The sequence below is a fragment of the Herbaspirillum sp. DW155 genome (assembly GCF_037076565.1).
Lineage (GTDB): Bacteria > Pseudomonadota > Gammaproteobacteria > Burkholderiales > Burkholderiaceae_D > Herbaspirillum.
This window is the reverse complement of the sequence record NZ_AP029028.1, coordinates 3,552,941-3,579,068: the sequence shown is the minus strand read 5'-3', so window position 1 is coordinate 3,579,068 and position 26,128 is coordinate 3,552,941. Positions and strand designations below refer to the sequence as shown.

Below are 26,128 nucleotides of genomic sequence, written 5' to 3'. Positions count from 1 at the left end.
GGGGCCGCATCCCGGTCTCATAACGCATCGGGTCTGCAACAGGGCAGCGTAAAAAAATGGCCTGCCACTCAGGCAGACCAATTTTGCAGACCAATTTTGCAGCCCCTCCTTGCGGAACGTTCCGTTCCGGCTCAGGACTGCTGCAGAGTCGGATAGTCGGTGTAACCTTCCGCGCCGCCGCCATACAGCGTGGCCTGGTTGATCTGGGCCAGCGCGGCGCCGGCCTTGAAGCGTTCCACCAGGTCCGGGTTGGCGATCCACGGGCGGCCGAAGGCCACCAGATCGGCCAGGTTGCGCTCGCGTGCCTGCACGGCCATCTCCAGGTCATAGCCATTGTTGGCGATATAGAGGCCCTTGAAGAGATCGCGCAGCACCTGCAGGTCGAAGCCGCCCTCGACCTCGCGCGGGCCGCCGGTGGCGCCTTCCACCACGTGCAGGTAGACCAGCTTGTAGCGGTTCAGCTGTTCCACCACGTAGCTGAACAGCGCCTTGGGGTCGCTGTCGGCGATGTCGTTGGCCGGGCTGACGGGCGAGAGGCGGATGCCGACACGCTCGCCTGGCACTACCGACGTGACGGCTTGCACCACTTCCAGCAGCAGGCGGGCGCGGTTTTCGATACTGCCGCCGTAGGCGTCGGTGCGCTGGTTGCTCTTGTCGCGCAGGAACTGGTCCAGCAGGTAACCGTTGGCGGCGTGGATTTCCACGCCATCAAAACCGGCCTGCATCGACAGCTGCGCGGCAGTCTTGTATTGCTCGACGATGCCCGGCAACTCGGATGCCTCCAGCGCGCGCGGTTCGACGAAGGGTTTGAAACCGCTCTCGGTGAAGGCATTGCCCTCGGGCTTGATGGCCGAGGGTGCGACCGGCAGCGCATTGTCGGCTTGCAGGTCCGGGTGGGAGATGCGGCCCACGTGCCAGAGTTGCAGGAAGATGCGGCCACCCTTGGCGTGCACGGCATCGGTGATCTTCTTCCAGCCGGCCACATGGGCCTGGTTGTAGATGCCTGGCGTCCAGGCGTAGCCCTTGCCCTGCGGCGAGATTTGCGTGGCCTCGGCAATGATCAGGCCGGCGCCGGCGCGCTGGGCATAGTATTCGGCGGCCAGTTCGCTGGGCACGTCGCCGGCCTGGGCGCGGCTGCGGGTGAGCGGGGCCATGACGATGCGGTTCTGCAATTGCACGGCGCCCAGTTGAACGGGCTTGAAGAGGTCGCTTTGAAGATGGGCATTGGCGTTGGTCATGCTGATCCTTTCTTGTGGGCATTCATCGGGATTGCTTGCGTCGAGCTGATTACCGACCACGATGGGTTGGCAGTGTTCCGGCAAAGGAGCATCAGTCTAGACGGGAACGGGCGGGCTTGCAGGAAGCCCGGCGACTTTGCTGCGGGGCAAGCTTCAGGGCGCCAGCTGATCGAGCCAGGGCCCCAGCCGCGCCAGCGCATCCGCGCGGGCGATGCGGTTGGCTTCGACCGCCTGGCGCGCACGGCCGGGGTCGTCGAAGTCATGGGTGGCACCAGCATAGAGCGTGACCACGGGAGCGGGCGCTTCGCGGATGCGGATGGCCTGGCGCAGCACGCGCTGGCAGGTCACCGGGGAGACTTCTTCATCGGCGCTGCCCAGCAGCACCTGCATGGGTTTGTCGATTTCGGGATGGGAGGACAGCAGGGCTTGCCGTCCGCAGCCCGGATAGAACACCAGCGCGGCGGCAAACGAGGGCCCCTCGCCCGCAGGCCGTGTGGCCTGGCGTTGCATCACGTTCAAGGCCGTGCTGGCGCCATTGGACCAGCCCTGCAGCATGATGCGGCGGACATCGACCTCGCTGCGCGCAGCCAGCCATTGCAGCGCGCCTTCGGCATCGAGCGGACGCACGGTGAGTTCATTGACGGCGGCGCGTTCGGGCTCCCCGTGCGTGTAGCGCCCGAAGCCACGGGCCACGCCGCGTGGGCCGAAACTGTCCACCAGCAGCACCACGTAGCCGCGCGCGATCCAATAGGCGGCCCAGGCGCGATGGCGCGCGGTGAGGGTATCGGCATCGCAGGGGGAGGGGATGGCCGGCCCGATCTGGGTGCAGCTGGCGTTCACGCGCGACGAATACAGGCCGGCCCGTCCGTGCAGCAGCACCACGGCGGGATGCGGTCCGGCGCCGAAGGGGGTGTAGAGATAGCCGGTAAGGGTGGTTTTACCGTCAGATGAAGGAAAACGCACGGTCTGTGCAGGGGGCAGCGGCGCGTCCTGCGCCACGGCCTTTCCCGGCGTGCTCAGGAAGAAGCTGCCCAGGGCCAGTAAAAAGATGAAAAAAAACCACCGCAAACCGAAAGGCTGCGGTGGCCGGTGCAGGACAGTAAGTTGCTGCCGCTGCGGCAGCCGGGCGGTCAGGAGCTTGTCGATCCCGTCCATCTGCCGCAGGCCGATCAGGCGCGTGCCGGCTTGGCGCGGGCCTGGTTGAGCAGCCAGGTGGTCAGCAGCGGCACCGGGCGGCCGGTGGCGCCCTTGGCGGCGCCGCTCTTCCAGGCGGTACCGGCGATGTCCAGGTGGGCCCAGGTGTACTTGCGGGTGAAGCGCTCCAGGAAGCAGGCGGCGGTAACGCTGCCGGCCGGCTGGCCACCGATGTTGGCGATGTCGGCGAAGTTGGACTTCAACTGCTCCTGGTAGACATCCTGGATCGGCATGCGCCAGGCGGTGTCGCCGCTTTCGCGGCCGGCGGCCAGGAGGGCGTTGGCCAGCTGGTCGTGGGCCTCGTCTTCGCGGGTGAACAGGCCCGAGTTGTGATGGCCCAGGGCGACGATGCAGGCGCCGGTCAGGGTGGCGATGTCGACCACGGCGGCGGGCTTGAAGCGCTCCACGTAGGTCAGGGCGTCGCACAGGATCAGGCGGCCTTCGGCATCGGTGTTGAGCACTTCGATGGTCTGGCCGGACATCGAGGTCACGATGTCGCCCGGCTTGGTGGCGCGGCCCGAGGGCATGTTTTCGCAGGTCGGGATGACGCCGATGACGTTCATCTTCAGGCCCAGTTCGGCGATGGTACGGAAGGTGCCCAGCACCGAGGCGGCGCCGCACATGTCGTACTTCATTTCGTCCATGTTCAGGCCCGGCTTGAGCGAGATGCCGCCGGTATCGAAGGTGATGCCCTTGCCCACCAGCACCACCGGCGCATCCTTGGCCTTGCCGCCCAGGTGCTTCAGGACGATGAACTTGGGCGGCTCGTCGCTGCCATTGGTGACCGAGAGGAAGCTGCCCATCTTCAGGGCCTCCAGCTGCTTGCGGTCCAGCACTTCCACGCCCAGCTTGAATTGCTTGGCCAGCTTCCTGGCGGTATTGGCCAGGTAGGTCGGGGTGCAGACGTTGCCGGGCAGGTTGCCCAGTTCCTTGGTCAGCGCCATGCCGTTGGCCAGCGCCACGGCTTCGCCCAGGGCGGCCTTGGCGGCGGCGCCATCGGCCACGTCCACCAGCAGGGTGATCTTCTTCACGCCCGTGGGCGCGGGGTCTTTCTTGCTCTTCAGGGTGTCCGAACGGTAGACCGCTTCGCGGCCGGCCAGCACCACGTTGCGCACGGCCCAGGCCAGGCCGCGGCCCTTGATGCCGTCGAAGGGCAGGGCCAGGGCGGCGTCGTCGCAGCCCAGCGTGGCCAGGGTACGCACCAGGGCGCTGCTGGCGGCGGCAAAGTTCTTGTCGCTGAGGTCGTCTTCGGCGCCCAGGCCGAGCAGCACGATGCGTTCGGCAGCGATGCCGGTGACGCCGCGCAGCAGCAGGGTCGAGCCCGGCTTGCCGGAAATATCGCCCGACTTCAGTGCGGCGCTGATGGCGCCCAGCTTGTCGAGGGCGCCGGCGGCCTTGGTCAGCTTGCGGTTTTCATGGATGCCTACGACCAGCGCGCCGGTCTTGACGCCCGTCAAGGCGTTTTTTGCGTCCAATGTTTTTGTGCTAAAGTCCATCGTTCGTCCTTTATATGAATTACCTGGCGATTATAGAGCCCATTTCGACGCCACGGGCGCATGCGTTCAGCCAGGCAAGCCAGTCTCGGACACCATGCCGGGCGCCGGACATCCGCGCAGGCCATCCGTTAATGACCCCGACACCAGAAACCAAGCCAGCCTTCCCATGATTTTCCAACGCGCCCTCAGACGCGAACTGACCAGCACCGCAGGTGGGGTCTTCACTACGCTGTTCACCATCACGCTGACCGTGATGCTGATCAAGATCCTCGGCCAGGCCGCCGGCGGCGAGGTGGCGTCGCAAGACGTACTGGCCCTGATCGGCTTCCAGTCGCTGAACTACATGCCCATCATCCTCATTCTCACCGGCTTCATCTCGGTGCTGCTGGTGATGACGCGCAGCTACCAGGATTCCGAGATCGTGGTCTGGTTTGCCTGCGGCATGTCGCTTACACGCTGGATTGCCCCGGTGCTGCGTTTCGGCTGGCCCATCATGGCCCTGGTGGCGGTGCTGTCCTTCGTGGTGACGCCCTGGGCCAATGAACAGAGCAGCGAATACCGCAGCCGCTTCGAGCAGCGCCAGGACATCGCCCGCGTCTCACCGGGCAAGTTCCAGGAGTCGGCCGCTGCCAACCGGATCTTCTTCGTCGAAGGCATTTCCGGGGATGCTTCCAAGGTCCGCAACGTCTTCGTCAACACCATCAACAGCGATGGCAAGAACAGCGTGGTGGTGGCCAAGGAAGGCGAGACCCAGGTCGATGCCGATGGCGAGAAGTTCGTGGTCATGAACCAGGGCCGCCGCTACGATGGCTCGCCCAGCCTGCCCGATTTTCAGATCGTCGATTTCGAGCGCTATGGCCTGTTGATCGGCAACCAGTCGCAATCTTCCGCCGGCGAGCGTTCGGCGCGGGCGCTGCAGATGGGTGAGCTGCTGACCAAGCAGGATGGCTATGCGCGCGGCGAGCTGCTGTGGCGCATCGCGCTGCCGCTCATGGCGCTGGCCCTGATGCTGCTGGCCATTCCGCTGTCGTTCGTGAATCCGCGTGCGGGCCGGTCGCTGGGGCTCCTGGTGGCCCTGCTGCTGTTCGTGGTGTACAGCAATACGGTCAGCGTGTTCCAGGCCTCGGTGGCGCAGCAGCGCATGAGCTTCATGATGGCCTGGTGGCCGGTGCACGTGATCGTGGCGGCGCTGATCGTGGGCATGTTCGCCCTGCGCCTGAACATCAACCATCCCTACCACCCATCCCGGTTGTGGAGCCGAGTGCGCCGTGCCATGACGTTCCAGCGCGAGGCCTGAGATGAGAGTCATCCAACGTTACTTCACCTCCGAGATCACCCGCTCGGTGCTCTTTGCACTGGCGGCCTTTCTTGCGCTGTTCGCTTTCTTCGAGCTGATGGGCCAGCTGGAGCAGGTCGGCCGCAATGGCTACAAGCTGCAGCAGGCGGTGTTCTACGTGCTCATGGGCTTGCCCGGCAATGTCTATGAGCTCATGCCTACAGCGGTGCTGATCGGCACCATCTATACGCTTTCGCAACTGGCGGCACGCTCAGAATTCACCATCATGCGCGTTTCCAGCATGTCCACCGGCATGGCGGCCAAGGTACTGCTGCGCATCGGCGTGGGCTTTGCGGTGCTGACCATCGTGTTCGGCGAGCTGATCGCGCCCAAGGCCTCCGAATGGGCCGAGAAGCTCAGACTCCAGGCACAGGGCGCGTCGATGTCTTCGCAGTTCCGCTCGGGCATGTGGGCCAAGGACGTGATCAAGGACAACGGCCTGGAAGGCAATGTGATCGGCAGCCGCTTCATCAACATCCAGACGGTGCAGCCGGACGGCCGCATCGAAGGCGTCAAGCTCTACGAGCTCGATGCCGAATTCCACATGGCGCGCATGGTCGCGGCCAAGAGCGGCGTCTATGAGGGTAACCATCAATGGGTGCTCAACGACGTGGTGCAGTCCGATTTCGCCGGCGGCAAGGATCGCAAGATCACCGAGCCGGTCAAGACCGTCAAGCTGGCGCAGATGAAGCTGGTGTCGGAGGTGACGCCGGAAATCCTCTCGGTGCTGTTTGCCGATCCGGATCGCATGTCGGCCTATGATCTGCTGGCCTACACCAAGCACCTGGAAGCCAACAACCAGCGTACCGACCGCTATGAGATCGCGTTCTGGAAGAAGCTCGTCTATCCGCTCTCGATCTTCGTCATGCTGGCGCTGGCCTTGCCGTTTGCCTACCTGCATTTCCGCGCGGGTGGCGTGAGCCTGAAGATTTTCACGGGCATCATGATTGGCGTGTGCTTCCAGCTGATCAATAGCCTGTTCTCGCATCTTGGCCTGCTCAACACCTGGCCGCCTTTCATCACTGCGGCCTTGCCCAGCCTCTTGTTCATGGCGCTGGCCATCGGCTCGCTGTGGTGGGTGGAGCGGACCTGAGCCGGCGCGGTGAAGGTGCGACGATTGTCCTTTTTAGCCTGAAAGACTGCTGTACATCATGAGCCAAGCCACTTCCCAAAGCCTGATCCTGTTCGCCCACGGCGCCCGCGACCCCGCCTGGGCCGCGCCTTTCGAGCGTCTGCGCGCGCTCACGCAAGCGGCCATGCCGGGGACCAGCGTGGAGCTGGCCTTCCTGGAGCTGATGCAGCCGGACCTGCCGACCGTGGCGGCGCGGCAGATTGCCGCTGGCAGCCGGCGCGTCACCGTCATTCCGGTGTTCCTGGGGCAGGGCGGCCACGTGCGCCGCGATTTGCCGGAATTGCTGGAACAGCTGCGCCAGGCGCATCCGGGAGTGGAAGTGCGCACCGTGCCGGCGGTAGGGGAGGATGAGGCGGTGTTGCAGGCGATTGCGGCTTATTGCGTGGGGATGGCGAAGGGCTGATCCGAACGCTTGTCGCGGCAAAAGCAAAGATGGCCCGGAAACGGGCCATCGGCTTTTGGGCAAAGCAAAACCTGGCTCGCAATGGTCAGGCCGCCTGCGGCGCTTGTCAGGCTGGGGCGGCGTTCCGATCCGCCAGCGCCGGCCCGATCATCACCAGCACCGGCCCGCTGCAGGCTTGCAACCCGGCTTCCAGGCCGGCCAGTTGCAGATGGTAGATGTGCTGGTCAGCACGGCTGCAGTTCTCCACCACCACCACCGGCGTATCGGGCGCATGGCCCAGCGCCAGCAGGCGTTGCGCGGTGGCCGTGGCTTCGCGCCCGCCCATGTACTGGACCAGGGTATCGCCATTGGGCATGCGCACTTCATCCGGCTCGTCCACACCCGTGCTGGAGGTGAACAGCGAAACGCTGCGCGCAATCCCGCGCCGCGTCAGCGGCCGCTTGGCGGCCGAGGCGGCGGCCAGCGCGGCGGTGATGCCGGGGACGATTTCGTAGGGAATGTGGTGTTCTTCCAGCGCCCGCATTTCTTCATCGGCACGGCCGAAGAGCATGGGGTCGCCGCCTTTCAGGCGCACCACGCGGCGATACTGCCGGGCCGCTTCCACCAGCTTCTGGTTGATCACGGGCTGGGCCGTGGAGCGCTGGCCGCTGCGCTTGCCCACCGGGACCAGCACGGCCTGCGGGCAGAGCGCCAGGATGTCCGGGGTGACCAGGGCATCGTGCAGTACGATCTCGGCTTGCGCCAGCAGGCGCGCGGCACGTACCGTCAACAGGTCAGCGGCCCCCGGGCCGGAGCCGACCAGCCACACCATGCCCGGATGTTCCGGGCCGGGGGCGGGTGAATCGGAAGAATGGGAAGTTGCTGCCTGTTGGGTGGCCATGGCCTGTACGAAGAGACGATTGCGGATCGAAGGAAAATCAGTCGATCCGAATCATACCAGCGGCGACAGTCTGGTGGCTCACTTCGTCGATCAGGATGAAGGCACCGGTGGCGCGAATATCCTGGTAGGCATCGGCCGCGATGGGCTGCTGCACGTTCACGCTGATGCGGGCGATGTCGTTGAGCTTGAGCGTATCGGCCGGACGGCGTTCCTGGGTATTGATGTCCAGCAGCGTATCGACCTTGGCCACGCGCGCAGCGACCTGCTTGGTGGTGTGCTTGAGCCAGTACTTGCGGCGCAGGTCCAGCGGTTCTTCGGAGAGCCAGCACACATCGGCATCGACGGTCTTGAGGATGGTCGAGGGCTGGGCCGCCGATGCCAGCAGATCGCCGCGGGAAATATCCAGATACTCGTCCAGCAGGATGGTCACCGACTGTCCGGCCGAGGCCGATTCCAGCGAGCCGTCCAGAGTCTGGATGTCCTTGACGGTCGCGCTCTGGCCGCTGGGCAGCACCACCAGCTTGTCGCCCTTGGCGACCTTGCCGGCTTCGATGCGGCCCATGTAGCCACGGAAGTCATTGGCTTCGTGGCCGTTGTGGCGCGCCACCAGCTGCACCGGGAAGCGGAAGGCTTCCTCGTGCGCATCTTCATATACGGACAGCGATTCGAGCAGCATGATCAGCGTCGGACCCTGGTACCAGGGCATGCGCGCGCTGGCTTGCACCACGTTGTCGCCGGCCAGGGCCGACAGCGGAATGGCGTGCACGTCCTTCAGGCCCAGTTGCTGCGCGAACTGCTGGTAGGCACCGACGATGCGGTCATAGACGGTCTGGTCGTAATCCACCAGGTCCATCTTGTTGACGGCCACGATCACGTGCTGGATCTGCAGCAGATGGGCGATGGTGGAGTGGCGCTTGGTCTGGGTCAGCAGCTCGACGCTGCCATCGTCACCGAGCTTCACCTTGGAGACATCCACCAGGATGATCACGGCGTCAGCGGTCGAGGCACCGGTCACCATGTTGCGGGTGTACTGCTCATGGCCGGGGGTATCGGCGATGATGAACTTGCGCTTGGGCGTGGCGAAGTAGCGATAGGCCACGTCGATGGTAATGCCTTGCTCGCGCTCGGCTTCCAGGCCATCGGTGAGCAGCGACAGGTCCACCGTGTCGCCCACGGTGCGCTTGTGCTTGGCGCGCGAGATGGCGTCGAGCTGGTCGGCGAAGATGCCCTTGCTGTCGAACAGCAGGCGGCCGATCAGGGTGCTCTTGCCATCGTCCACGGACCCGGCGGTGATGAAGCGCAGCAGGCCGCGTTCGTGTGGTTGCGCGGAGGCCTGGGCCAGTTGTGCTTGGGTTGCGGCGGCGTTCATCAGAAATATCCTTCCTTCTTGCGTTTTTCCATTGAGGCTTCGGACGTCTGGTCGTCCATGCGGGTCGCGCCGCGCTCGGTAATCTGGGTCACTGCGGTTTCGGCGATGATGGCTTCGACCGAAGCGGCATCGGAGGCAACCGGGCAGGTGCAGGAGATGTCGCCCACGGTGCGGAAGCGCACGACCTGCTTTTCCACGGTCTCGCCTTCGCGGGCCGGGGTGAGGTCGGTCAGCGGCACCAGCAGGCCATTGCGCGGGATTACCTCGCGCTCATGGGCGAAGTAGATCGAGGGTAGGGCCAGCTTTTCGCGGGCGATGTACTGCCACACGTCCAGCTCGGTCCAGTTCGAGATGGGGAAGACGCGCATGTTCTCGCCCGGATGCACGCGGGTGTTATACAGGTCCCACAGCTCGGGGCGCTGGGCCTTGGGATTCCACTGGCCGAATTCGTCGCGGAAGGAGAAGATGCGTTCCTTGGCGCGGGCCTTTTCTTCATCGCGGCGCGCGCCGCCGATACAGGCGTCGAACTTGAATTCCTCGATGGTTTCCAGGAGCGTGACGGCTTGCGCGGCGTTGCGCGAATCGGTTTGCGGATTGCGCAGGCGCACGGTGCCGCGCTTGATCGAATCTTCCACCGAACGCACCACCAGACGTTCGCCCAGTTCGGCGGCGCGGCGGTCACGGAATGCGATGACTTCCGGGAAGTTGTGGCCGGTGTCGATGTGCACCAGCGGGAAGGGGAACTTGCCGGGGCGGAAGGCCTTCTCGGCGATGCGCAGCAGCACCACCGAGTCCTTGCCGCCGGAGAACAGCAGCGCCGGGTTGCTGCACTCGGCCGCGACCTCGCGCATGATGTGGATGGCTTCCGATTCCAGCCAGTCGAGGTGACGGTTGCTGGCGTTGTCCAAAAAGAGGGTGTCTACCGCAGTGTTCATGCCGGACCTTCCGATGCTTTGCTTGTTGTTGCTCTGGTTGAATTCTGGTTCAGCTCGCCGCATGCGCCTTGATGCGCACCAGCTTGCCATCGACCACGTGCAGGCCGCATTCCTTGGAGTCGGGGTTCTCCCACCACCAGCGGCCGGCGCGGATGTCCTCGCCGGGCTGGATGGCGCGGGTACAGGGCTCGCAGCCGATGGAGGGGTAACCCTGATCGTGCAGCGGGTTGTAGGGCACGCCGTGGGCGCGGATGTAGTCCCAGACGTCCTGTTCCGACCAGTCGGCCAGGGGGTTGAACTTCTCCATGCCGTGGGCTTCGTCACGTTCCTGCACATGCAGCTCGGCGCGTGTGACCGATTGCGCACGACGCTGGCCGGTCACCCACGAGGCCTTGCCGGCCAGGGCGCGGTTCAGCGGCTCCATCTTGCGGATGTGGCAGCACTCCTTGCGCAGTTCCACGCTGTCGTAGAAGGCATTGGCGCCATTCTTCTGCACGTAAGCCTCGACCGCCTCAGGCTGGGGACGATAGGGCGCGACTTCGTAATCGTAGGTCGCGCGGATGCGGTCGATCATGCCCAAGGTTTCCTTGTGCAGCCGACCGGTTTCCAGGGTGAAGATGCTGATGCGATCCTGCAGCTTGCCGCGCAGGATCAGGTCGGTCAGCACCATGTCTTCGGCGGCCAGGCTGGAGGCCAGCGCCGCCGGGGCGTACTCGGCGGCGATGCGTTCCAGGGTGGCCTGGGTCTTGGCGATGAGTTCTTGCAAGCCTGGGTTGGCCATGGGCTGTCCTTCCTTCTTCACAATCGCCGTTCAGTCAGCGGCCTGCACGGTTTCGCGCTTGACGCGGCGGAACAGCGGGTTCTTTTCGTCCCAGGAGCTCTGGTACTTCTCGGAGAAGTCGGTCAGACCCTTGACGGCATCGTGGATGTTCTTGTCGGCACGCACGGCGAAGGCGTCGAATCCCACGCGCTGCATGTAGAACAGCTGGTCGCGCAGCACGTCGCCGATGGCACGCAGCTCACCGGTGTAGCCCAGGCGGGCACGCAGGTTGTAGGCGATGGAGTAACCACGGCCGTCGGCGAACTTGGGGAAGTCGACAGCGACGACCTTGAAGTTCTCCAGCTGGCCCTTCAGTTCTTCCGGACGCTCATCGCTGGCCAGCCACACGCCGACTTCGGCGCGCGCCTTGAGGGCATCGCCCTGTGCCTGCCACACCTTCAGCGGTACGATCACGCGGCCTTGCGGCACGGTCACGGTCTCTGCGGTCTCGCCTTCAGCCAGGCGCAGGACGGTCCAGTCGTCGCTCACGACGGTCTTGTTCTTGATGATTTCAGGCATTTGCGTCTTCTCCTGCGACATACTCGGCCGAACGGATCGGCGTTGCGTAAACGAATTCCTTGAACGGGGTCACACCGATGCGGCGCACGGTGTCGATGAAGCGTTCTTCCTCGGTGCGCTGCTTGACATACACCTGCAGCAGACGGTCGATCACGGTGGGCATCTGGGTGGCCGAGAACGAGGGGCCGATGATCTTGCCAATCGAGGACTCGTTGCCCTGGGCGCCGCCCAGCGAGACCTGGTACCACTCGGAACCATCCTTGTCCACGCCCAGGATGCCGATGTTGCCCACGTGATGGTGGCCGCAGGCGTTGATGCAACCGGAGATGTTCAGTTCGATGTCGCCGATGTCATGCTGGAAGTCGATGTTCTCGAACTTCTCTGCAATGGCCTGGGCGATCGGGATCGACTTGGCATTGGCCAGCGAGCAGAAGTCGCCGCCGGGGCAGCAGATGATGTCGGTCAGGAGACCAATGTTGGGCGTAGCCAGGCCATGCGACTTGGCGGCTTTCCACAGCGCATACAGTTCGGATTGCTTGACGTCGGCCAGCACCAGGTTCTGTTCGTGGGTCACGCGCAGTTCGCCAAAGCTGTATTGATCGGCCAGGTCGGCCACGAAGTTCATCTGGTCGGCGGTGATGTCACCCGGCGGCACGCCCGGCTTCTTCAACGACAGCACGACAGCCGCATAACCGGCCTTCTTGTGCGCCTTGACGTTGCGCTTGATCCAGTTGGCAAAGCCGCGGTCTTCGGCTTTCAGGCGTTCATATTCGGCATCCACGGCCGGCAGGGTTTCGTAGGCCGGATCGGTGAAGAATTTGGCCACGCGCTGCAGTTCTTCTTCGGTCAGGGTGGAGGGGCCGTCCTTGATGTCGGCCCATTCCGCTTCCACCTGGCGAGCGAATTCCTCGGCGCCGATGGCCTTGACCAGGATCTTGATACGGGCCTTGTACATGTTGTCGCGGCGGCCGTACTGGTTGTAGACGCGCAGGATGGCTTCCAGATAGGACATGGCGTGCTTCCACGGCAGGAAGTCACGGATGACGCTACCCAGGATCGGGGTGCGGCCCATGCCGCCGCCGACCAGCACACGGAAGCCCACTTCGCCCGCCTCGTTCTTGATGACATGCAGGCCGATGTCATGCACGGCGGTCGCGGCACGGTCTTCGGCGGCGCCGCTGATGGCGATCTTGAACTTGCGCGGCAGGTAGGCGAACTCGGGGTGGAAGGTGCTCCACTCGCGGATCAGTTCGGCATAGGGGCGCGGATCGACGATTTCGTCGGCGGCCACACCGGCCAGTTCGTCGGAGGTGGTGTTGCGGATGCAGTTGCCGGAAGTCTGGATGGCGTGCATTTCGACGCTGGCCAATTGCTCCAGGATCTCGGGCGATTCTTCCAGCTTGATCCAGTTGAACTGGATGTTCTGGCGCGTGGTGAAGTGGCCATAGCCGCGGTCGTACTTGACGGCGATCTCCGCAAATTTGCGCAGTTGATTGGAGGCCAGCATGCCGTAGGGAATGGCGATGCGCAGCATGTAGGCATGGCGTTGCAGGTACAGGCCGTTCTGCAGGCGCAGGATACGGAATTCGTCTTCGGCCAGCTCGTCCGACAGGCGCCGACGCACCTGGTCCCGGTATTGTGCGACTCGCTCTTGGACGATCAGGTGATCGTATTGGTCATAGCGGTACATCTTCTCTTCCCTGTTAACGTCTTATGGGCGCCCGGATCAGGGTGCGCCCGATTGAAAATCAGCCTACCAAATCAGCTTGACTGCAACGCTCGTCAGCGTAATGGCCAGCAGGCCGCGCAAGAATTTCTCCGGCACCGCCCGCGCGGCGAGCGAACCGATGGTGATACCCGGCACCGAACCCAGCAACAGGGTGGCCAGCAGTTCCCAGTTGATCGAACCCAGCCACCAGTGGCCGAGCGCCGCAATCGCGGTCAGCGGGACGGCATAGGCGATGTCGGTGCCGGCGATTTCCGCCGGAGACAGGCGAGGATACAGCAACACCAGCAAGGTCGCGCCGACGGCACCGGCACCGATGGAAGAAATGGTCACCAGCGTGCCCAGCAGGGCACCGGCGGCGATGGTGGCACTGGCCAGTTGGCTACCCTGCAGCTGCGCTTCCGGATGGGCATTGAGCCAGGCTTGCATGCGCGCGCGAAACAGCAGGGCCACCACGGTCAGGAACACCGAAATCGCAATCGAATAGCGGATGGTGAGGGCAATGCCGTCGCTGACGGCACCGAAATGCTTGAGCAGCAGGGTGGTCACTAGCGCAGCGGGCAGGGCGCCATAGGACAGGCGGCGCACCACGTCCCAGCGCACGGTGCCCTTGAAGCGGTGGGCCAGGGTGCCGGCCGTCTTGGTGGCCGAGGCAAAGGCCAGGTCGGTGCCTACCGCCACCGAAGGATGAATGCCGAACAGCAAGGTCAGCAAGGGTGTCATGAGCGAGCCGCCACCGACCCCGGTCAGTCCGACCAGCAGTCCTACGGCAAATCCGCTTACTACATAAGAAACAGTCATAACACCTCGCCCATTAGTCTGCGAATCGTAATAAACTTATGCTTCAAACCAAACTACATAGTATTTATTTGCTTATATACGCCTTTGGCATATGGAAATGCGGCGAATGAAGCAGGCAGGGCCGGCGCCGGGCGCCGCCCGCTTACTACGTAGAAGCGAAGGAATTCCCTCATGAATCTTCATCAATTCCGTTTCGTTCGTGAAGCGGTACGGCAGAACTTCAACCTCACCGAGGCCGCCAAGGCCCTCTATACCTCGCAGCCAGGCGTCTCCAAGGCCATCATTGAGCTGGAAGAAGAGCTGGGCGTGGACATCTTCACCCGCCACGGCAAGCGCATCCGTGGCCTGACCGAGCCGGGCCGGGCGGTGCTGCGGTCGGTGGAACTGATCATGCAGGAGGTGGATGGCTTAAAGCGCATCGGCAAGGAATTCGCCGCCCATGACAGCGGCAGTTTCACCATCGCCACCACCCACACGCAGGCGCGCTACGCCTTGCCCAAGGTGGTGCAGGCCTTCACCCAGAAGTATCCCAAAGTGCATCTTTCCTTGCTGCAGGGTAATCCCAAGCAGATCACCGAGATGGTGCGCAATGACCAGGCCGACATCGCCATCGCCACCGAAGCGCTGGCCTCAGGCGAGGGGCTGGTCTCGCTGCCGTGTTATCAGTGGGAGCACGTGGTGGTGGTGCCGCCCGACCATCCGCTGTTGCAATCGAAGAGCCTGACGCTGGAAGAGATCGCCGCCAATCCGCTGATCACCTATGACTCTGCCTTCAGCGGCCGCAGCAAGATCGACCATGCCTTCTCGCTGCGCCAGTTGAAACCCGATGTGGTGCTCGAAGCCATCGATGCCGACGTCATCAAGACCTATGTGGAACTGGGCATGGGGGTGGGCATCATTGCCGGCATCGCCTTTGATGCCGAGCGCGACCGGGGCCTGCGGGCGATTCCGGCCGGCCACCTGTTCGGCACCAACGTCTCGCGCGTGGCCTTGAAGCAAGGGGCGTATTTGCGGGGATATGTCTATACCTTCATCGAATTGCTGGCACCGACCCTCAATCGCAAGCTGATTGCGCAGGTCATGGAGGGCGAGAAGGACATGTATGAACTTTAAGTCCCGGCGCTAAAAAAGCGCGCCAGGCTCAAGCAAAACGGCCGGATCCTTGCAGATCCGGCCGTTTGCGTTTGCAGCTTCTGACGCCAGTCTTATGCCACCGCCGTACGCTCCAGATCCCGGCAGCCGTCCAGCAGGAAGGACAAGCCCACCACCAGCACCAGCTCACCTTCAGCCGAACGGGCCGTACCGGTGATGCCGGCAGTATGGATCGCGGTCAGCGGCTTGATCACCAGGTCGGCCGTACCTTCCACCGATTCCACGCCCAGGATGTAGGGGTGCGGCACCGCCATGACGATACCCACGCGCTCATTGCCCGGCTCGTAGCCCAGCACGCCGGCCAGCGAGTTGACCGGCAGCGGCCGGCCCTGGTCGCGCAGCACCGGGGCACCGCCCACTTCGTCGAAGGTCTCGGGCAGCTCGACCACACGTTCGACCACGGCCATCGGCAGGGCCAGCGGGGCGCCTGCACAGCGTACCAGCATGGTCGGGATGATCGACAGTTCGATGGGCAGGCGGATCGAGAACTTGGTCCCCTTGCCGATGGTGGATTCGATGCGGATGGTGCCGCGATGCTTTTCCACGGCGGTCTTTACCACGTCCATGCCCACGCCGCGGCCGGAGACGCTGGAAGCCACTTCCTTGGTCGAGAAACCGGGCAGGAACACCAGCTGCAGCGCCTCGTCGGCGGTCAGCGCCTGGTGTTCGTTGATCAGGCCCTTGGCCAGCGCCTTGTTGCGCAGCATGTCCGGGTCCATGCCCTTGCCGTCGTCGAACACTTCGATCATGACGCTGCTGCCGGCCTGCCAGGCGTTGAGCGAAATGGTCGCCTTGTTGGGTTTGCCGGCAGCGGCGCGGTCCACTTCGATACCGTGGTCCAGCGAGTTGCGCAGCATGTGCACCAGCGGGTCGTAGAGGCTGTCCACCACCACGCGGTCGACTTCGGTTTCGGCACCGGTGATGACCAGATCGACGTCCTTGCCCAGGTCCTTGGCCAGTTCACGGACCAGTCGGGGGAATTTCTGGAACAAGCGCCCCACCGGCTGCATGCGCGTGGACAGGGTGGCGCGTTGCAGTTCGCTGGAATAGCGCGAGGCGCGGCCCAGGGTTTCAGCCAGGGTCGACATGAGCGCGGCAGCCGTGCCTTCAAACTTGAACTGTTGCAATTTTTCCAGCAGCACGGCGGCCTGGTTGGCCGCCTGCACCGATTCGCCGGCCACTTCCAGCAGCGCGTCCAGCTTGCCGGCATCGATACGGATGCTTTCTTCCTTGGCGCCGCCAGGGGAATCGGTGGAGCGGCGGTTTTGCTGGACCGGGGCGGCGGCCTTGGGCTCGCCATCGGCTGCGGGAGCGGGCGCAGCGGCTGCAGCGGCCACCGGTGCGGCCTCGGCCGGGCTGTCGGCCACCGGCGCGGCAGCGGCTCCCGGCACCACCGCCTGGTAGAGCGCGGGCCAGTCCAGTTCGCCATTCTTCATGACGCTGGCACTGCCATCGACGCTGGCAGCCGATGCCACCGGGGCGGCCGCCACGGCAGCGGCGACCGGGGCCGCAGCGGCGGGGGCGGCAGCAGCCGGGGCAGGCGCAGCGGGGGCCGGAGCCTCGCTCTTGCCTTCGATGGCCTGGGTCAGGATGTCCTTCAGTTCGGCCGGCATCGAGGCCAGGCTGTCGGGCGCGGCACCGTTGGACAATTCGTTCAACTGGTCGGCCACGAAGCCGCTGGCTTGCAGCGCCGCTTCGATGGCCAGCGGCGTGACCGGTGCCTTGCCGGTGCGCAGCGCATCGAACAGGTTTTCGGTCAGGTGGCAGGCCGACACCATGGCCGGCAGGTTCACGAACCCGGCGCCACCCTTGATGGTGTGGAATGCGCGGAAGACCGCATTGAGGATTTCAAGGTCATCAGGATGTCGTTCCAGCGTCAGCAGGTGCTCTTCCACGTTGGTGGCGAGCTCCAACGCTTCAACGACAAAATCCTTGAGCATTTCGTCATCCATTAGAACCCCAGGCTATCGAGTAAGTCGTCCACGTCGTCCTGCGCCATGGCCGTACCTCCCACGGAGGGGCCATTCATCAGGGTTACCGGTTTGTCTGCATCGATCTGCGCCTTGACTTCCGGCGGCGCGTTGTCGCGCAGCAATTGCGCCAGCTCGCGCTCGGCGGCGGCGGTGATGGCCACGATCTTCTTGATCAGCTGGCCGGTGATGTCCTGGAAGTCCTGGGCCATCATGATTTCCAGCATGCGGGCCTTTTCCGCTTCGGTCGATTCCAGCACCGAGTTGGAGAACTTTTGCGAGTCGCCCGCCAGCGCCTTGAATTCGTCGATGTTCATCTGACCGGCATAGAGCCGGGTCCAGCGGGCGTTGATGTCCTTGGCTTGCTCCTGCAGGCGGTCCTGCGCCGGCATGCCCGAATCGAGGGCATTGAGCACCTTGTTGGCGGCCTGTTCGGTCAGGGTGGCGATGTGTTCCAGACGGCTCTGGGCGTCGCCGATCTGTTCGGCCACGTCGGTCAGCGAGCGGTCATACCCCAGTTCGCGCATGGAGTCATGCAACAGGCGAACGATGCCGCCCAGGCGTTCGTACATGGGCTTGTCGCTCTGGTCCTCCTGTTCGCCGGCCGCGCCCGCGTCCGTGCTCTGGGCGGTGGCATCGGCGGCTGGTTCGCCGGCGGTCATGCCCGGTAGTGTCTGCGAGGAAATTTCGTCAAACAATGCTTCCAGATCAACGTCGTCGCTCATGATTACTGATTCTCCCAACAAAGGTGTGCGCTCGTCGGCGCACTGCTGTGCAAAGTTGCCCGTAGGCGGATCAAATGCGTCGTTCCAAGAGGCACAGCAACCACCTCGCCCCCGTTATCAGACAGATATCGGCAGCCCGAGGCGAAGTCTGAAGGCTCGCAGACCACGACAACGATTCAGGGATGACAGGTGAGGCCGGCAGAACAGCAAAAGTCCCCCTCGACCATGCCATGGCGCCGAGTATAGGACCGCTTGCGGCCATCTCATCGGCCAAACAGCGAGTGAAATCCCCCATTTGTTTCGATTTTTCGACCGTCGTCAAAGAACTGACAGGGGCCGCGATTCAAATGTTTTCGATAAAGAAATCGAATTTATTCTATATAAAAATACGCTGGCCATGATTCTATCCGGCTTTTTCCTGAAAGCAATTGTGCAGGCGCAGGCTTGTGCCGATTTACATCATCCGGGCTCCCCAGCTTGTGGCCGCTACGCTGCACGCCTACAATGGCGCGGTTTTGGTGCCCGCCGGCGTGTCCTCGCCGGCAGTTAAACGGGAAACACGCACCAGGCCCGCTGCAAGGGGGACTGGTCAAGGTGTACTGCCCCCGCAACGGTAACCAGGCGCCGGCTGCCGCGAGACGATTGCGTGTGATTCGTTGAGTATTGCCGGCAACGCCATCTTCCACGCCACTGTGTTTTTGCGCGAACCTTCACTTCGCCGCATGGGAAGGCCGATGGTCACGCCTGCAGTCCGGAGACCGGCCAGAACAGGAGGAGGCCGCACAGGCAATACCAGTGCGGTTTTCCGTTGAATGCAGCTTGCGGGGAGGCAGGCTGTACACCTTCATCACCTGGCTTTTTCATGCATATCGCTTATTTCCGGGCCTGCCACGGCGGCCCCCGTCCCCGTTTTGCCCTGCGCGCCGGTTCGGCGCTGATCCTGGCCGCTCTGGCGCATACGGCGCTGGCTGCCCGCCCTGACGCCGACCCGCCGTTGTCGGCCGTGGTGGTGTCGGCCTCGCGCTTTCCCAATGATCCGGCCTTCCCGCCGGTGGCCGCCACCGTCATCACCGCCGAGCAGATCCGCGCGGCCGGCATCGGCGATGCCAACGAAGCCATCCGCAAGCTGGGTGGCGTCTACGGGCGTCAGAGCCTGGCCGGTCCGCGCGACTTCCCGCTGGACCTGCGCGGTTTCGGCGCCAATGGCGACCAGAACATGGTGGTGCTGGTCGATGGCGTCCGTATTTCCGAGAATGAGCTGACCACGCCGCTGCTGTCCTCGATTCCCATCGAGACCATCGAACGCATCGAGATCGTGCGCGGCGGCAGCAGCGTGCTCTATGGCAGCGGCGCCACCGGCGGCGTCATCCAGATCATCACGCGCCGCCCGCAAGCCAGTGCGGCGCACGGCACCGTGGTGGCCGAGGTCGGCAGCAACGGCCAGCGCGCCGGCCGGGCGGCGGTTTCACGCGGCTGGGAGAACATGTCCATCGACGCCAGCTATGCCAGATCGCACGCCGACAACTGGCGCGACAACAGCCGTGCCAACCAGGAAAACACCAGTACCACGGTGCAGTGGTTCGCCAGCGACTGGCGCTTCGGCTTGCGCGCCAACCTCTCGCGTGCCGATTTCGGCCTGCCGGGCAGTCTCAGTCAGGCGCAATACGAGGCCAATCCGCGCCAGAGCAGCAATCCGCTGGACCACGGCTCCTATGACAACGACAGCATCACGGCCTTCCTGGAACGCCGCTTCGGCGATGTCGACCTGGCCGCCGAGCTGTCGCATCGTGAAAAGATTTCGCGCTCCACGTATGTCAGCAGCGGCTCGTCGGCACAGACCAACGTGCGTGTGACGCAGTTTTCGCCGCGCCTGCGCCAGGTGCTGCAGAGCGGCCTGTGGAAGAACGAAGCCATCGTCGGGGTCGACCTGTCCGAATGGAGTTCGGCCACCAACGCCAGCTATGGCAACAGCGATGCTGCCCAGCATTCGAAGGCCCTGTACCTGCGCGATGAAATCGAGTTCGACCACAATGCCCGGCTGGCCGCCGGCGTGCGCCGCGAGCAGTTCACCCAGCTCAGTGGCTCCGGCGCCTATGACCGCAGCAGTGCCGTCAACGCCTGGGACCTGCAGGCCAGCTACGCGCCGCTGCCGCTGCTGCGCGGTTTCATCAAGACCGGGCAGAGCTATCGCCTGGCCACGGCCGACGAGAACGGCTTCACCGCCTTGCCCGCCGGCGTGGTCTTGAAGCCCCAGGTCTCGCATGACCTGGAACTGGGCGCGACCCTGGGCAATGCGGCCCGCCAGGTGACGCTACGCTGGTTCCGCCATCGCGTGCGCGACGAACTGTATTACGATCCCACCGCCAATGGCGGCTTTGGCGCCAACAGCAACCTGGCGCCGACCCGCCACCAGGGCGTGGAGCTGGAAGGACGCGTGCAACTGACCGAGACCCTGAGGGCCAGCGCCACCTACCAGCACGTCAATGCGCGCTTCGACGCGGGCGACAACAGCGGCAAGCAACTGGCGCTGGTGCCGGCCAATACGCTGTCGGCGCGGCTGAACTGGACTTCGGGCCAGCAGAGTGCGGAGATGGGCGCACGCTGGGTGGACCGCCAGCGCATGGGCAATGACTTCGCCAACACCTGCGCGCGCATGCCGTCCTTCACTACCTTCGATGCCCGATATGCGCTGCGGGTGAGCGCCTGGGAGTTTGCGTTGACCGGCACCAACCTGGCTGACCGCAAGTACTACTCGCAGGCCTATGACTGCAGTGGCGGTGCTGTCTCGGGCATCTATCCGGAAGACGGCCGGGCAGTAAAATTCACGGCCCGTTACGACTTCTGAAACCCATCCTGATCCCGCTGCCGATGCGACCTTGCCTGCCCGTGCTGTGCATCTTGCTTCTGCTGTCCCTGCTGGCCCTGTCGGCGGCGGCGCTGTGCGGCAGCACTGGCTGCCTGCGTCCCTCGGCTTCGTCCGATAGCGTGGCCTTGCTGCTGTCGCTGCGGGTACCGCGCGCGCTGACGGCCTTTGCGGTGGGCGGCGCGCTGGCGCTGGCGGGGGCGCTGATGCAGGTCTTGTTGCGTAATCCCCTGGCCGATCCTTATGTGCTGGGCCTGTCCGGTGGCTCGGCAGCGGGCGCCTTGCTGGCCATGCTGGCGGCACTGCGGCTGGGATGGCCGCTGCAGGCGGTGACCGCGCCCGGCGCCTTGCTGGGGGCCGGACTGGCCATGCTGCTGCTGTTCGCACTGGTGCGCCAGTCGCTGCGGCATCTGGCCATGTCGCCCTTGCTCTCCAGCCAGCGGCTGTTGCTGACCGGAGTGATGCTGGCGGCCGGGTTTGGCGCCCTGATTTCGCTGGCCTTGTCGGTGGCACCCGATGCGCAATTGCGCGGCATGGTGTTCTGGCTGATCGGCGACCTCGATGATGCGCGTCTCCTGCCGGTGACGGTGGTGGTGCTGTTGCTGGCATTGTTGTGGAGCTGGCGCCATGCCCCTTCGCTGAACCTGCTGGCGCGCGGCGACGCCTTTGCGCAATTGCTGGGCGTGCCGGTGATGCGGCTGCGCGTGATGTTGCTGTGCGTGGCGGCCGCCTGTACGGCCGGCGCGGTGGCCATGGCCGGGACCATCGGTTTCGTCGGTCTGGTGGTGCCGCACGGTCTGCGGCTGGTGATCGGCAACGACCAGCGCCTGCTGTTGCCGTCCTGCGTGCTGGCGGGCGGTGCCGCGCTGACCCTGGCCGACCTGCTGGCACGCACGGTGGTGGCGCCGGTGCAGCTGCCGGTCGGGGTGATCACGGCGCTCATCGGAGTGCCGGTGTTCCTCTGGCTGCTGGCGCGGAGCCGCGTATGAAGATGTCTTCACCTGTCCTCCTGCAGGCGCGCCAGCTCACGGTGCGTGCCGGATTACGGATCTTGTTGCAAGGGCTGGACTGGCAGCTTGGCGCCGGTGAATTCTGGTGCGTGCTGGGCCGCAACGGGGTGGGCAAGAGCAGTCTGCTCCACGCGCTGGCGGGCCTGCATCCTTATGAAGGTCAGATTGTGCTGCAGGGACGAGAGCTGTCGTCGCTGTCGCCGCTGCAACTGGCCCGACAGCGCGGGCTGGTGTTGCAGCATCAGCAGGATGCGTTTTCCCTGCCGGTGCTGGAGGCCGTCATGGCTGGCCGCTTTGCGCATGGTGAGGGCTGGGCTGGACAGTCTGGCGACATGGCCCTGGCACGCCAGGCGCTCGAGCAGGTCGGACTGGCCCATCTCGGCGCAGAGGACCTGCTGCGCCTGTCGGGCGGCGAGCGGCAGCGCGTGGCGCTGGCGACCTTGCTGGTGCAGGCGCCAGCGCTGTATCTGCTGGACGAACCGACCTCGCATCAGGACATTGCCGCGCAATTACAGGTCATGCAAGTGTTGCAGGGGCTGGCGCGGGAGGGCAAGACGGTGGTGGCGAGTTGTCACGATATTAATCTGGCGAGACGTTTCGCTTCCCATATCCTGCTGCTCGATGGCGCATCGGCCCAGGCCGGGCCGGTGGAGAGCGTCATGCAGCCGGCGTTGCTGGAAGCGGCCTTCGGATGCCGCTTTGTCATCCTCGGGAGCCCGGGCGGAGTGATCTTCGTGGCGGGATAGAGGGTGCCGCAAAACCTCAGGAACTGTAAAGATCTTCACATTCTCATGTGCCGATATGTGGTATTTCGGCAAAAAATCGCCAAAAGTTACTTGAAAGTCCTTTACCGAGATTTACAAGTTCTCATCCCTCGATATAATTGCTGCCGGGGAATACCCTGACGTAGTGCTAACAAATAACATCTAGGGATAATCAGGAATGAAGAACAATATCGCAGCAGCAATCGCAGCAATCGCAGCAATGATGGCAGCCGGTTCGGCCGCCGCCCAGAGCGCCGACAGCGGCGTGTACGTGGGCGTCGAAGGCGGCATCGCCTCGATCAACGCCATCGCCACGCCGACCAACGGCGTGAAGACCTCCGAAACCAACGAAGCCGCAGCGCTGCGCGCCCTGGTTGGTTATCAGTTCAATAAGAACTTCGCCGTGGAACTGGGCTACTTCGGCACCGACGATTTCAAGCAGGACGGCACCAACCGCACCGGGACCGTGCGTTACAACGTGAAGGCCAACGTCAAGGGCGCGGATCTGTCCGTGATCTACAAGTTCACCGAATTCGTCCCGGGTCTGTACCTGAAGGCAGGCGCTACCCGTTCCAAGGTTTCTCTGGAACTGAGCCAGCCGTCCGGCACGAGCTCCTTCTCGCAGACCGGTACGGGCTACCTGGTTGGCCTGGGCTATGAATTCAGCGTTTCGCAGAACGTTGGCATCAACGTCGGCTACACCCACTTCGAAAAGCTGGGCGGAGAAAGCGACAACAAGATGAACCTGTATTCGGCTGGTGTGAAGTACAAGTTCTAAGAAGCACTTGTCTGCAGTTTGCAGGTCTAGAAAATCCCTCCCTGGCGGAGGGATTTTTTTTGGATGTTGCCTGAAAGGGAGGTGTCTTATGGCGCAGGCGCTATCGACCGCGCTTGCTCCAGTTTCCCGCATACCTCTTGCGTCGCCTCCAGCACGCGGGGCCCGGCGCGGTTCAGCCAGTCCGCATTGACCGTATAGAGCTGCCCGTCGCGCACCGCGCGCAGGCGGGGGAATTGCTTCCAGCGCTCCAGCGGCTGGTCGCGGGCATCACCGGCCGTGAGGATGACTTGCGGATCGGCCGCCAGCACGGCTTCCATGCTGACGGTGGGCGCCAGTTGCGGCAGGTCACTGAATATGTTGCGGCCGCCGCACAGGCGCAGCACGGCAGAGACCATGTGTTGCCCGTTGAGCGTCATCAGTGGCTGGCTCCAGATCTGATAGAACACGGTGACCGGGGCGCGTCCCCGGTATTGCGCCGCCAGCTGCTGCCAGCGCGAGCGGAAGGCTGCGGCGGCGGACTGTGCGGTGGCATCGGTACCGGCCAGCTGGCCCAGTCTTTCCAGCGATGAGGCGATCATGCCGAAGTCGGTCGGCTGACTCTCGAAGACGGGAATGCCCAGGCTGCGCAGACGCGCCAACTGCGAGGGCTTGTTGCCGCTGTGCCAGGCCACGATGAGGTCGGGCTTGAGGCTGGCGATGCGCTCGATGTCGAGCGCGTTGTAGCCGCCCAGGCTGGGCAGGCGTGCGGCTTGCGGAGGATAGTCGCTGTGAAGGCTGGCGCCGACGATCTGCTCGCCCGCACCGGCAGCGTAGAGCAGCTCGGTCACATGCGGCGCCAGGCTGATGATGCGGCGCGCCGGCTGGGCCAGGGTGACGCGCTGGCCCAGGTCATCCTGGATGGTGATGCTGGCGTGGGCGGCATCGGCGGCCAGCAATGCCGCCAGGGACAGCAGCCAGCCTGCCGGCCTGCGCATGGCTCAGATTTCCAGATTGTCGATCAGGCGGGTGGCGCCCAGCTTGGCCGCCGACAGCACCACCAGTGCTGCGCCTTGCTCCATGTCGGTCGGCGTTGGCGGTTGCAGATCGATGCGCTTGCGCACGGCCACGTAGTCGGGCTTCCAGCCACGCCCGGCCAGACGTTCCATGGCCACGCGCTCGGCCAGGGCGAGGTCGTGCTGGCCGCCGCGCACTTCATTGGCGACGTCGTTGAGCACCTGGTAGAGCAACGGCGCCTCGGCGCGTTCTTCAGGCGACAGGTAGCCGTTGCGCGAGGACAGCGCCAGGCCGTCTTCGGCGCGGTAGGTTTCGGCGCCGACGATTTCGGTAGGCAGGGCAAACTGGCGCGCCATGTTGCGCACGATCATCAACTGCTGGTAATCCTTCTTGCCGAACACGGCCACGCGCGGCTGCACACAGGAGAACAGTTTCATCACCACGGTGGAGACGCCGGTGAAGAAACCGGGACGGAATTCGCCCTCCAGGATGTTGCCCAGGTCATTGGGCGGCTGCACGCGGTATTCCTGCGGTTCCGGGTACATGTCCTTTTCGGTCGGGGCGAAGAGTACGTAGACGCCTTCCTTTTCCAGTTTCTCGACGTCGGCCTGGAAGGTGCGGGGATACTTGTCGAAGTCCTCGTTGGGGCCGAACTGCAGGCGATTCACGAAGATCGAGGCCACCACCGGGTCGCCGTGGGTGCGCGCCAGGCGCATCAGCGAGAGATGGCCTTCATGCAGATTGCCCATGGTGGCCACGAAGGCGGTGCGCAGCTGGCCGCGCAGGTGGTCGCGGAGTTCTTCGATGGAGGAAATGATTTTCATGCGGATTCTCTGGTTGCGGGCGGACTCAGGCCCGGTTGCCGGTCTGCTGCGCCCGTTCAGCTGGGCGAGTAAGACAGTCTGACATAGATCGGAGCGAAGGCTTCGGCCTGGGTGATTTCGATCAGCGTTTCCTTGGCCAGCTCAAGCAGGGCGATGAAGTTGACCACCACCACCGGCACCCCGCGCGAGGGATCGAAGAGGTCCGAGAACTCGACGAAACGCGCCGATTGCAAACGCCGCAGGATGCCCGTCATGTGCTCGCGCACTGACAATTCTTCACGGCTGATGTGGTGATGCTGGGTCAGCTTGGCGCGCTTCAAGATATCGGCCCAGACCGCCTTGAGGTCATCGATGTCGACCTCGGGCCAGCGCGTGACCACGGTCTGCTCGATGTGAACCTGGGTGCGCACGTAGTCGCGGCCGACTTGCGGCAACTGGTCCAGCTCCTGGGCGGCCAGCTTGATCTGTTCATATTCCAGCAGGCGGCGCACCAGTTCGGCGCGCGGATCTTCCGGCTCCTCGCCGGGCTCGGCCTTCTTGGCCGGCAGCAGCATGCGCGACTTGATTTCGATGAGCATGGCGGCCATCAGCAGGTATTCGGCGGCCAGTTCCAGGTTCTGCTTGCGGATCTGCTCGACGTATTCCAGATACTGGGCGGTGACTTGCGCCAGCGGGATATCGAGGATGTTGAAGTTCTGCTTGCGGATCAGGTACAGCAGCAGGTCCAGCGGTCCCTGGAAGGCCTCCAGGAAGACTTCCAGCGCATCCGGCGGGATGTAGAGGTCGTTGGGCAGCTGGAACAGCGGCTCGCCGTACAGGCGCGCCAATGCCACGCCGTCGATCACGTCGGGCGTGGTGTCCTGCTGTCCTGCGGGAGTGATGTCGATGGCGTCGGCGCTAGGCTCCGCGCCGGGCTGGCCGGCGGGATCGGCGCCACCTGCTTGAACCGTCATGCCAACAGCTTAGTGGCTCTGGTAAACGTAGGGCTGCTGGGCCACGCGGGAGGCTTTCTCGCGGGCGGCCTTGTCCAGATCCAGCGGTTCCTTGTCCCACAGCAGGGCGCGGCCGGCGCGTTGGGACTCTTCCAGCTTCGGGTTCTTCGTCTTCAGTTCGTCGATGAACTGGGTGATTTCAGATACGTAGGTGGTCTTTTTTCCGAAGAGCATGATATTTTCAGGCCAAATGTTACACAGAAGCCGT

At 64.1% G+C, this 26,128-nt stretch carries 24 protein-coding genes and 1 riboswitch; of the genes, 8 read left to right on the top strand and 16 right to left on the bottom strand.

Annotated features, from left to right (window positions below; all coding sequences use genetic code 11):
* Window positions 1–131: 131 nt before the first annotated feature.
* The 3 genes from AACH55_RS16245 to AACH55_RS16235 form a co-directional block, all read right to left on the bottom strand.
* A complete protein-coding gene (locus AACH55_RS16245; RefSeq protein WP_338715703.1) occupies window positions 132–1,238 on the bottom strand; it encodes an alkene reductase in 1,107 nt (368 codons plus the stop codon).
* Between the two features lie 153 nt (window positions 1,239–1,391).
* Window positions 1,392–2,393, bottom strand: coding sequence for a dienelactone hydrolase family protein (locus AACH55_RS16240; protein WP_338715702.1), 1,002 nt, complete (start codon window positions 2,391–2,393; stop codon window positions 1,392–1,394).
* Between the two features lie 14 nt (window positions 2,394–2,407).
* Window positions 2,408–3,928: a leucyl aminopeptidase gene (locus AACH55_RS16235; RefSeq protein ID WP_338715701.1), complete on the bottom strand. Its 1,521-nt coding sequence runs from the start codon at window positions 3,926–3,928 to the stop codon at window positions 2,408–2,410.
* A gap of 166 nt (window positions 3,929–4,094) precedes the next feature.
* Here AACH55_RS16235 and lptF point away from each other — a divergent pair, with 166 nt between their 5' ends.
* The 3 genes from lptF to AACH55_RS16220 are packed head-to-tail and all read left to right on the top strand — an operon-like array spanning window position 4,095 to window position 6,799.
* Window positions 4,095–5,225 (top strand): LPS export ABC transporter permease LptF, encoded by a 1,131-nt coding sequence (lptF, locus tag AACH55_RS16230; RefSeq protein WP_338715700.1) that lies wholly within the window; start codon window positions 4,095–4,097, stop codon window positions 5,223–5,225.
* 1 nt (window position 5,226) lies between these two features.
* Window positions 5,227–6,357, top strand: a complete 1,131-nt coding sequence (lptG, locus tag AACH55_RS16225) for an LPS export ABC transporter permease LptG (protein WP_338715699.1) — start codon at window positions 5,227–5,229, stop codon at window positions 6,355–6,357.
* Between the two features lie 58 nt (window positions 6,358–6,415).
* Complete coding sequence (locus tag AACH55_RS16220) at window positions 6,416–6,799, top strand: CbiX/SirB N-terminal domain-containing protein (protein WP_338715698.1); 384 nt, start codon at window positions 6,416–6,418, stop codon at window positions 6,797–6,799.
* Between the two features lie 106 nt (window positions 6,800–6,905).
* Here the strand turns inward: AACH55_RS16220 and cobA are convergent, their stop codons facing one another.
* From cobA to AACH55_RS16185, 7 genes are all read right to left on the bottom strand, one after another.
* Window positions 6,906–7,679: a uroporphyrinogen-III C-methyltransferase gene (gene cobA, locus AACH55_RS16215; protein WP_338715697.1), complete on the bottom strand. Its 774-nt coding sequence runs from the start codon at window positions 7,677–7,679 to the stop codon at window positions 6,906–6,908.
* A 37-nt stretch (window positions 7,680–7,716) separates the two neighbouring features.
* Window positions 7,717–9,048, bottom strand: coding sequence for a GTP-binding protein (locus AACH55_RS16210; RefSeq protein WP_338715695.1), 1,332 nt, complete (start codon window positions 9,046–9,048; stop codon window positions 7,717–7,719).
* The gene (gene cysD, locus AACH55_RS16205; RefSeq protein ID WP_338715694.1) at window positions 9,048–9,983 is read right to left on the bottom strand and encodes a sulfate adenylyltransferase subunit CysD; all 936 of its coding nucleotides are present in this window, start codon (window positions 9,981–9,983) and stop codon (window positions 9,048–9,050) included. The genes AACH55_RS16210 and cysD overlap by 1 nt, the downstream gene beginning before the upstream one ends.
* A 49-nt stretch (window positions 9,984–10,032) precedes the next feature.
* Window positions 10,033–10,764, bottom strand: a complete 732-nt coding sequence (locus tag AACH55_RS16200; RefSeq protein WP_338715693.1) for a phosphoadenylyl-sulfate reductase — start codon at window positions 10,762–10,764, stop codon at window positions 10,033–10,035.
* Window positions 10,765–10,794: 30 nt separating this feature from the next.
* Window positions 10,795–11,322: a DUF934 domain-containing protein gene (locus AACH55_RS16195; RefSeq protein ID WP_338715692.1), complete on the bottom strand. Its 528-nt coding sequence runs from the start codon at window positions 11,320–11,322 to the stop codon at window positions 10,795–10,797.
* Window positions 11,315–13,012, bottom strand: a complete 1,698-nt coding sequence (locus AACH55_RS16190) for a nitrite/sulfite reductase (RefSeq protein WP_338715691.1) — start codon at window positions 13,010–13,012, stop codon at window positions 11,315–11,317. Before AACH55_RS16190 ends, AACH55_RS16195 begins: the two co-directional genes overlap by 8 nt.
* Window positions 13,013–13,075: 63 nt before the next feature.
* Window positions 13,076–13,849, bottom strand: a complete 774-nt coding sequence (locus AACH55_RS16185) for a sulfite exporter TauE/SafE family protein (RefSeq protein ID WP_338715690.1) — start codon at window positions 13,847–13,849, stop codon at window positions 13,076–13,078.
* A gap of 171 nt (window positions 13,850–14,020) precedes the next feature.
* Between AACH55_RS16185 and AACH55_RS16180 the strand changes: the two genes are divergently transcribed.
* Window positions 14,021–14,962, top strand: coding sequence for a CysB family HTH-type transcriptional regulator (locus AACH55_RS16180; protein ID WP_008330266.1), 942 nt, complete (start codon window positions 14,021–14,023; stop codon window positions 14,960–14,962).
* Between the two features lie 92 nt (window positions 14,963–15,054).
* On the opposite strand, the gene AACH55_RS16175 is transcribed toward AACH55_RS16180, so the two are convergent.
* Entirely contained in the window at window positions 15,055–16,953 is a 1,899-nt protein-coding gene (locus AACH55_RS16175) for a chemotaxis protein CheA (protein ID WP_338715689.1), read from the bottom strand.
* Window positions 16,953–17,696, bottom strand: a complete 744-nt coding sequence (locus AACH55_RS16170) for a protein phosphatase CheZ (RefSeq protein ID WP_338715688.1) — start codon at window positions 17,694–17,696, stop codon at window positions 16,953–16,955. Before AACH55_RS16170 ends, AACH55_RS16175 begins: the two co-directional genes overlap by 1 nt.
* A 499-nt stretch (window positions 17,697–18,195) precedes the next feature.
* Window positions 18,196–18,478, top strand: a riboswitch (cobalamin riboswitch).
* A gap of 80 nt (window positions 18,479–18,558) precedes the next feature.
* On the opposite strand from AACH55_RS16170, the gene AACH55_RS16165 reads away from it, so the two are divergent.
* From AACH55_RS16165 to AACH55_RS16150, 4 genes are all read left to right on the top strand, one after another.
* The gene (locus AACH55_RS16165) at window positions 18,559–20,541 is read left to right on the top strand and encodes a TonB-dependent receptor (RefSeq protein ID WP_338715687.1); all 1,983 of its coding nucleotides are present in this window, start codon (window positions 18,559–18,561) and stop codon (window positions 20,539–20,541) included.
* A 23-nt stretch (window positions 20,542–20,564) separates the two neighbouring features.
* Window positions 20,565–21,548, top strand: coding sequence for an iron ABC transporter permease (locus tag AACH55_RS16160; protein ID WP_338715686.1), 984 nt, complete (start codon window positions 20,565–20,567; stop codon window positions 21,546–21,548).
* Window positions 21,545–22,315 (top strand): ABC transporter ATP-binding protein, encoded by a 771-nt coding sequence (locus AACH55_RS16155; RefSeq protein WP_338715685.1) that lies wholly within the window; start codon window positions 21,545–21,547, stop codon window positions 22,313–22,315. The genes AACH55_RS16160 and AACH55_RS16155 overlap by 4 nt, the downstream gene beginning before the upstream one ends.
* Window positions 22,316–22,511: 196 nt before the next feature.
* Window positions 22,512–23,111: an outer membrane beta-barrel protein gene (locus tag AACH55_RS16150; RefSeq protein WP_338715684.1), complete on the top strand. Its 600-nt coding sequence runs from the start codon at window positions 22,512–22,514 to the stop codon at window positions 23,109–23,111.
* 86 nt (window positions 23,112–23,197) lie between these two features.
* Here the strand turns inward: AACH55_RS16150 and AACH55_RS16145 are convergent, their stop codons facing one another.
* From AACH55_RS16145 to AACH55_RS16130, 4 genes are read right to left on the bottom strand one after another with little or no spacing between them, the layout of a single operon-like run.
* Window positions 23,198–24,085 (bottom strand): cobalamin-binding protein, encoded by an 888-nt coding sequence (locus AACH55_RS16145; RefSeq protein ID WP_338715683.1) that lies wholly within the window; start codon window positions 24,083–24,085, stop codon window positions 23,198–23,200.
* Window positions 24,086–24,088: 3 nt separating this feature from the next.
* Window positions 24,089–24,928, bottom strand: coding sequence for a pantoate--beta-alanine ligase (panC, locus tag AACH55_RS16140; RefSeq protein ID WP_338715682.1), 840 nt, complete (start codon window positions 24,926–24,928; stop codon window positions 24,089–24,091).
* Window positions 24,929–24,984: 56 nt separating this feature from the next.
* Complete coding sequence (locus tag AACH55_RS16135) at window positions 24,985–25,881, bottom strand: ScpA family protein (protein ID WP_034337179.1); 897 nt, start codon at window positions 25,879–25,881, stop codon at window positions 24,985–24,987.
* A 9-nt stretch (window positions 25,882–25,890) separates the two neighbouring features.
* Complete coding sequence (locus AACH55_RS16130; protein ID WP_338715681.1) at window positions 25,891–26,094, bottom strand: DUF3460 family protein; 204 nt, start codon at window positions 26,092–26,094, stop codon at window positions 25,891–25,893.
* Between the last annotated feature and the right edge of the window lie 34 nt (window positions 26,095–26,128).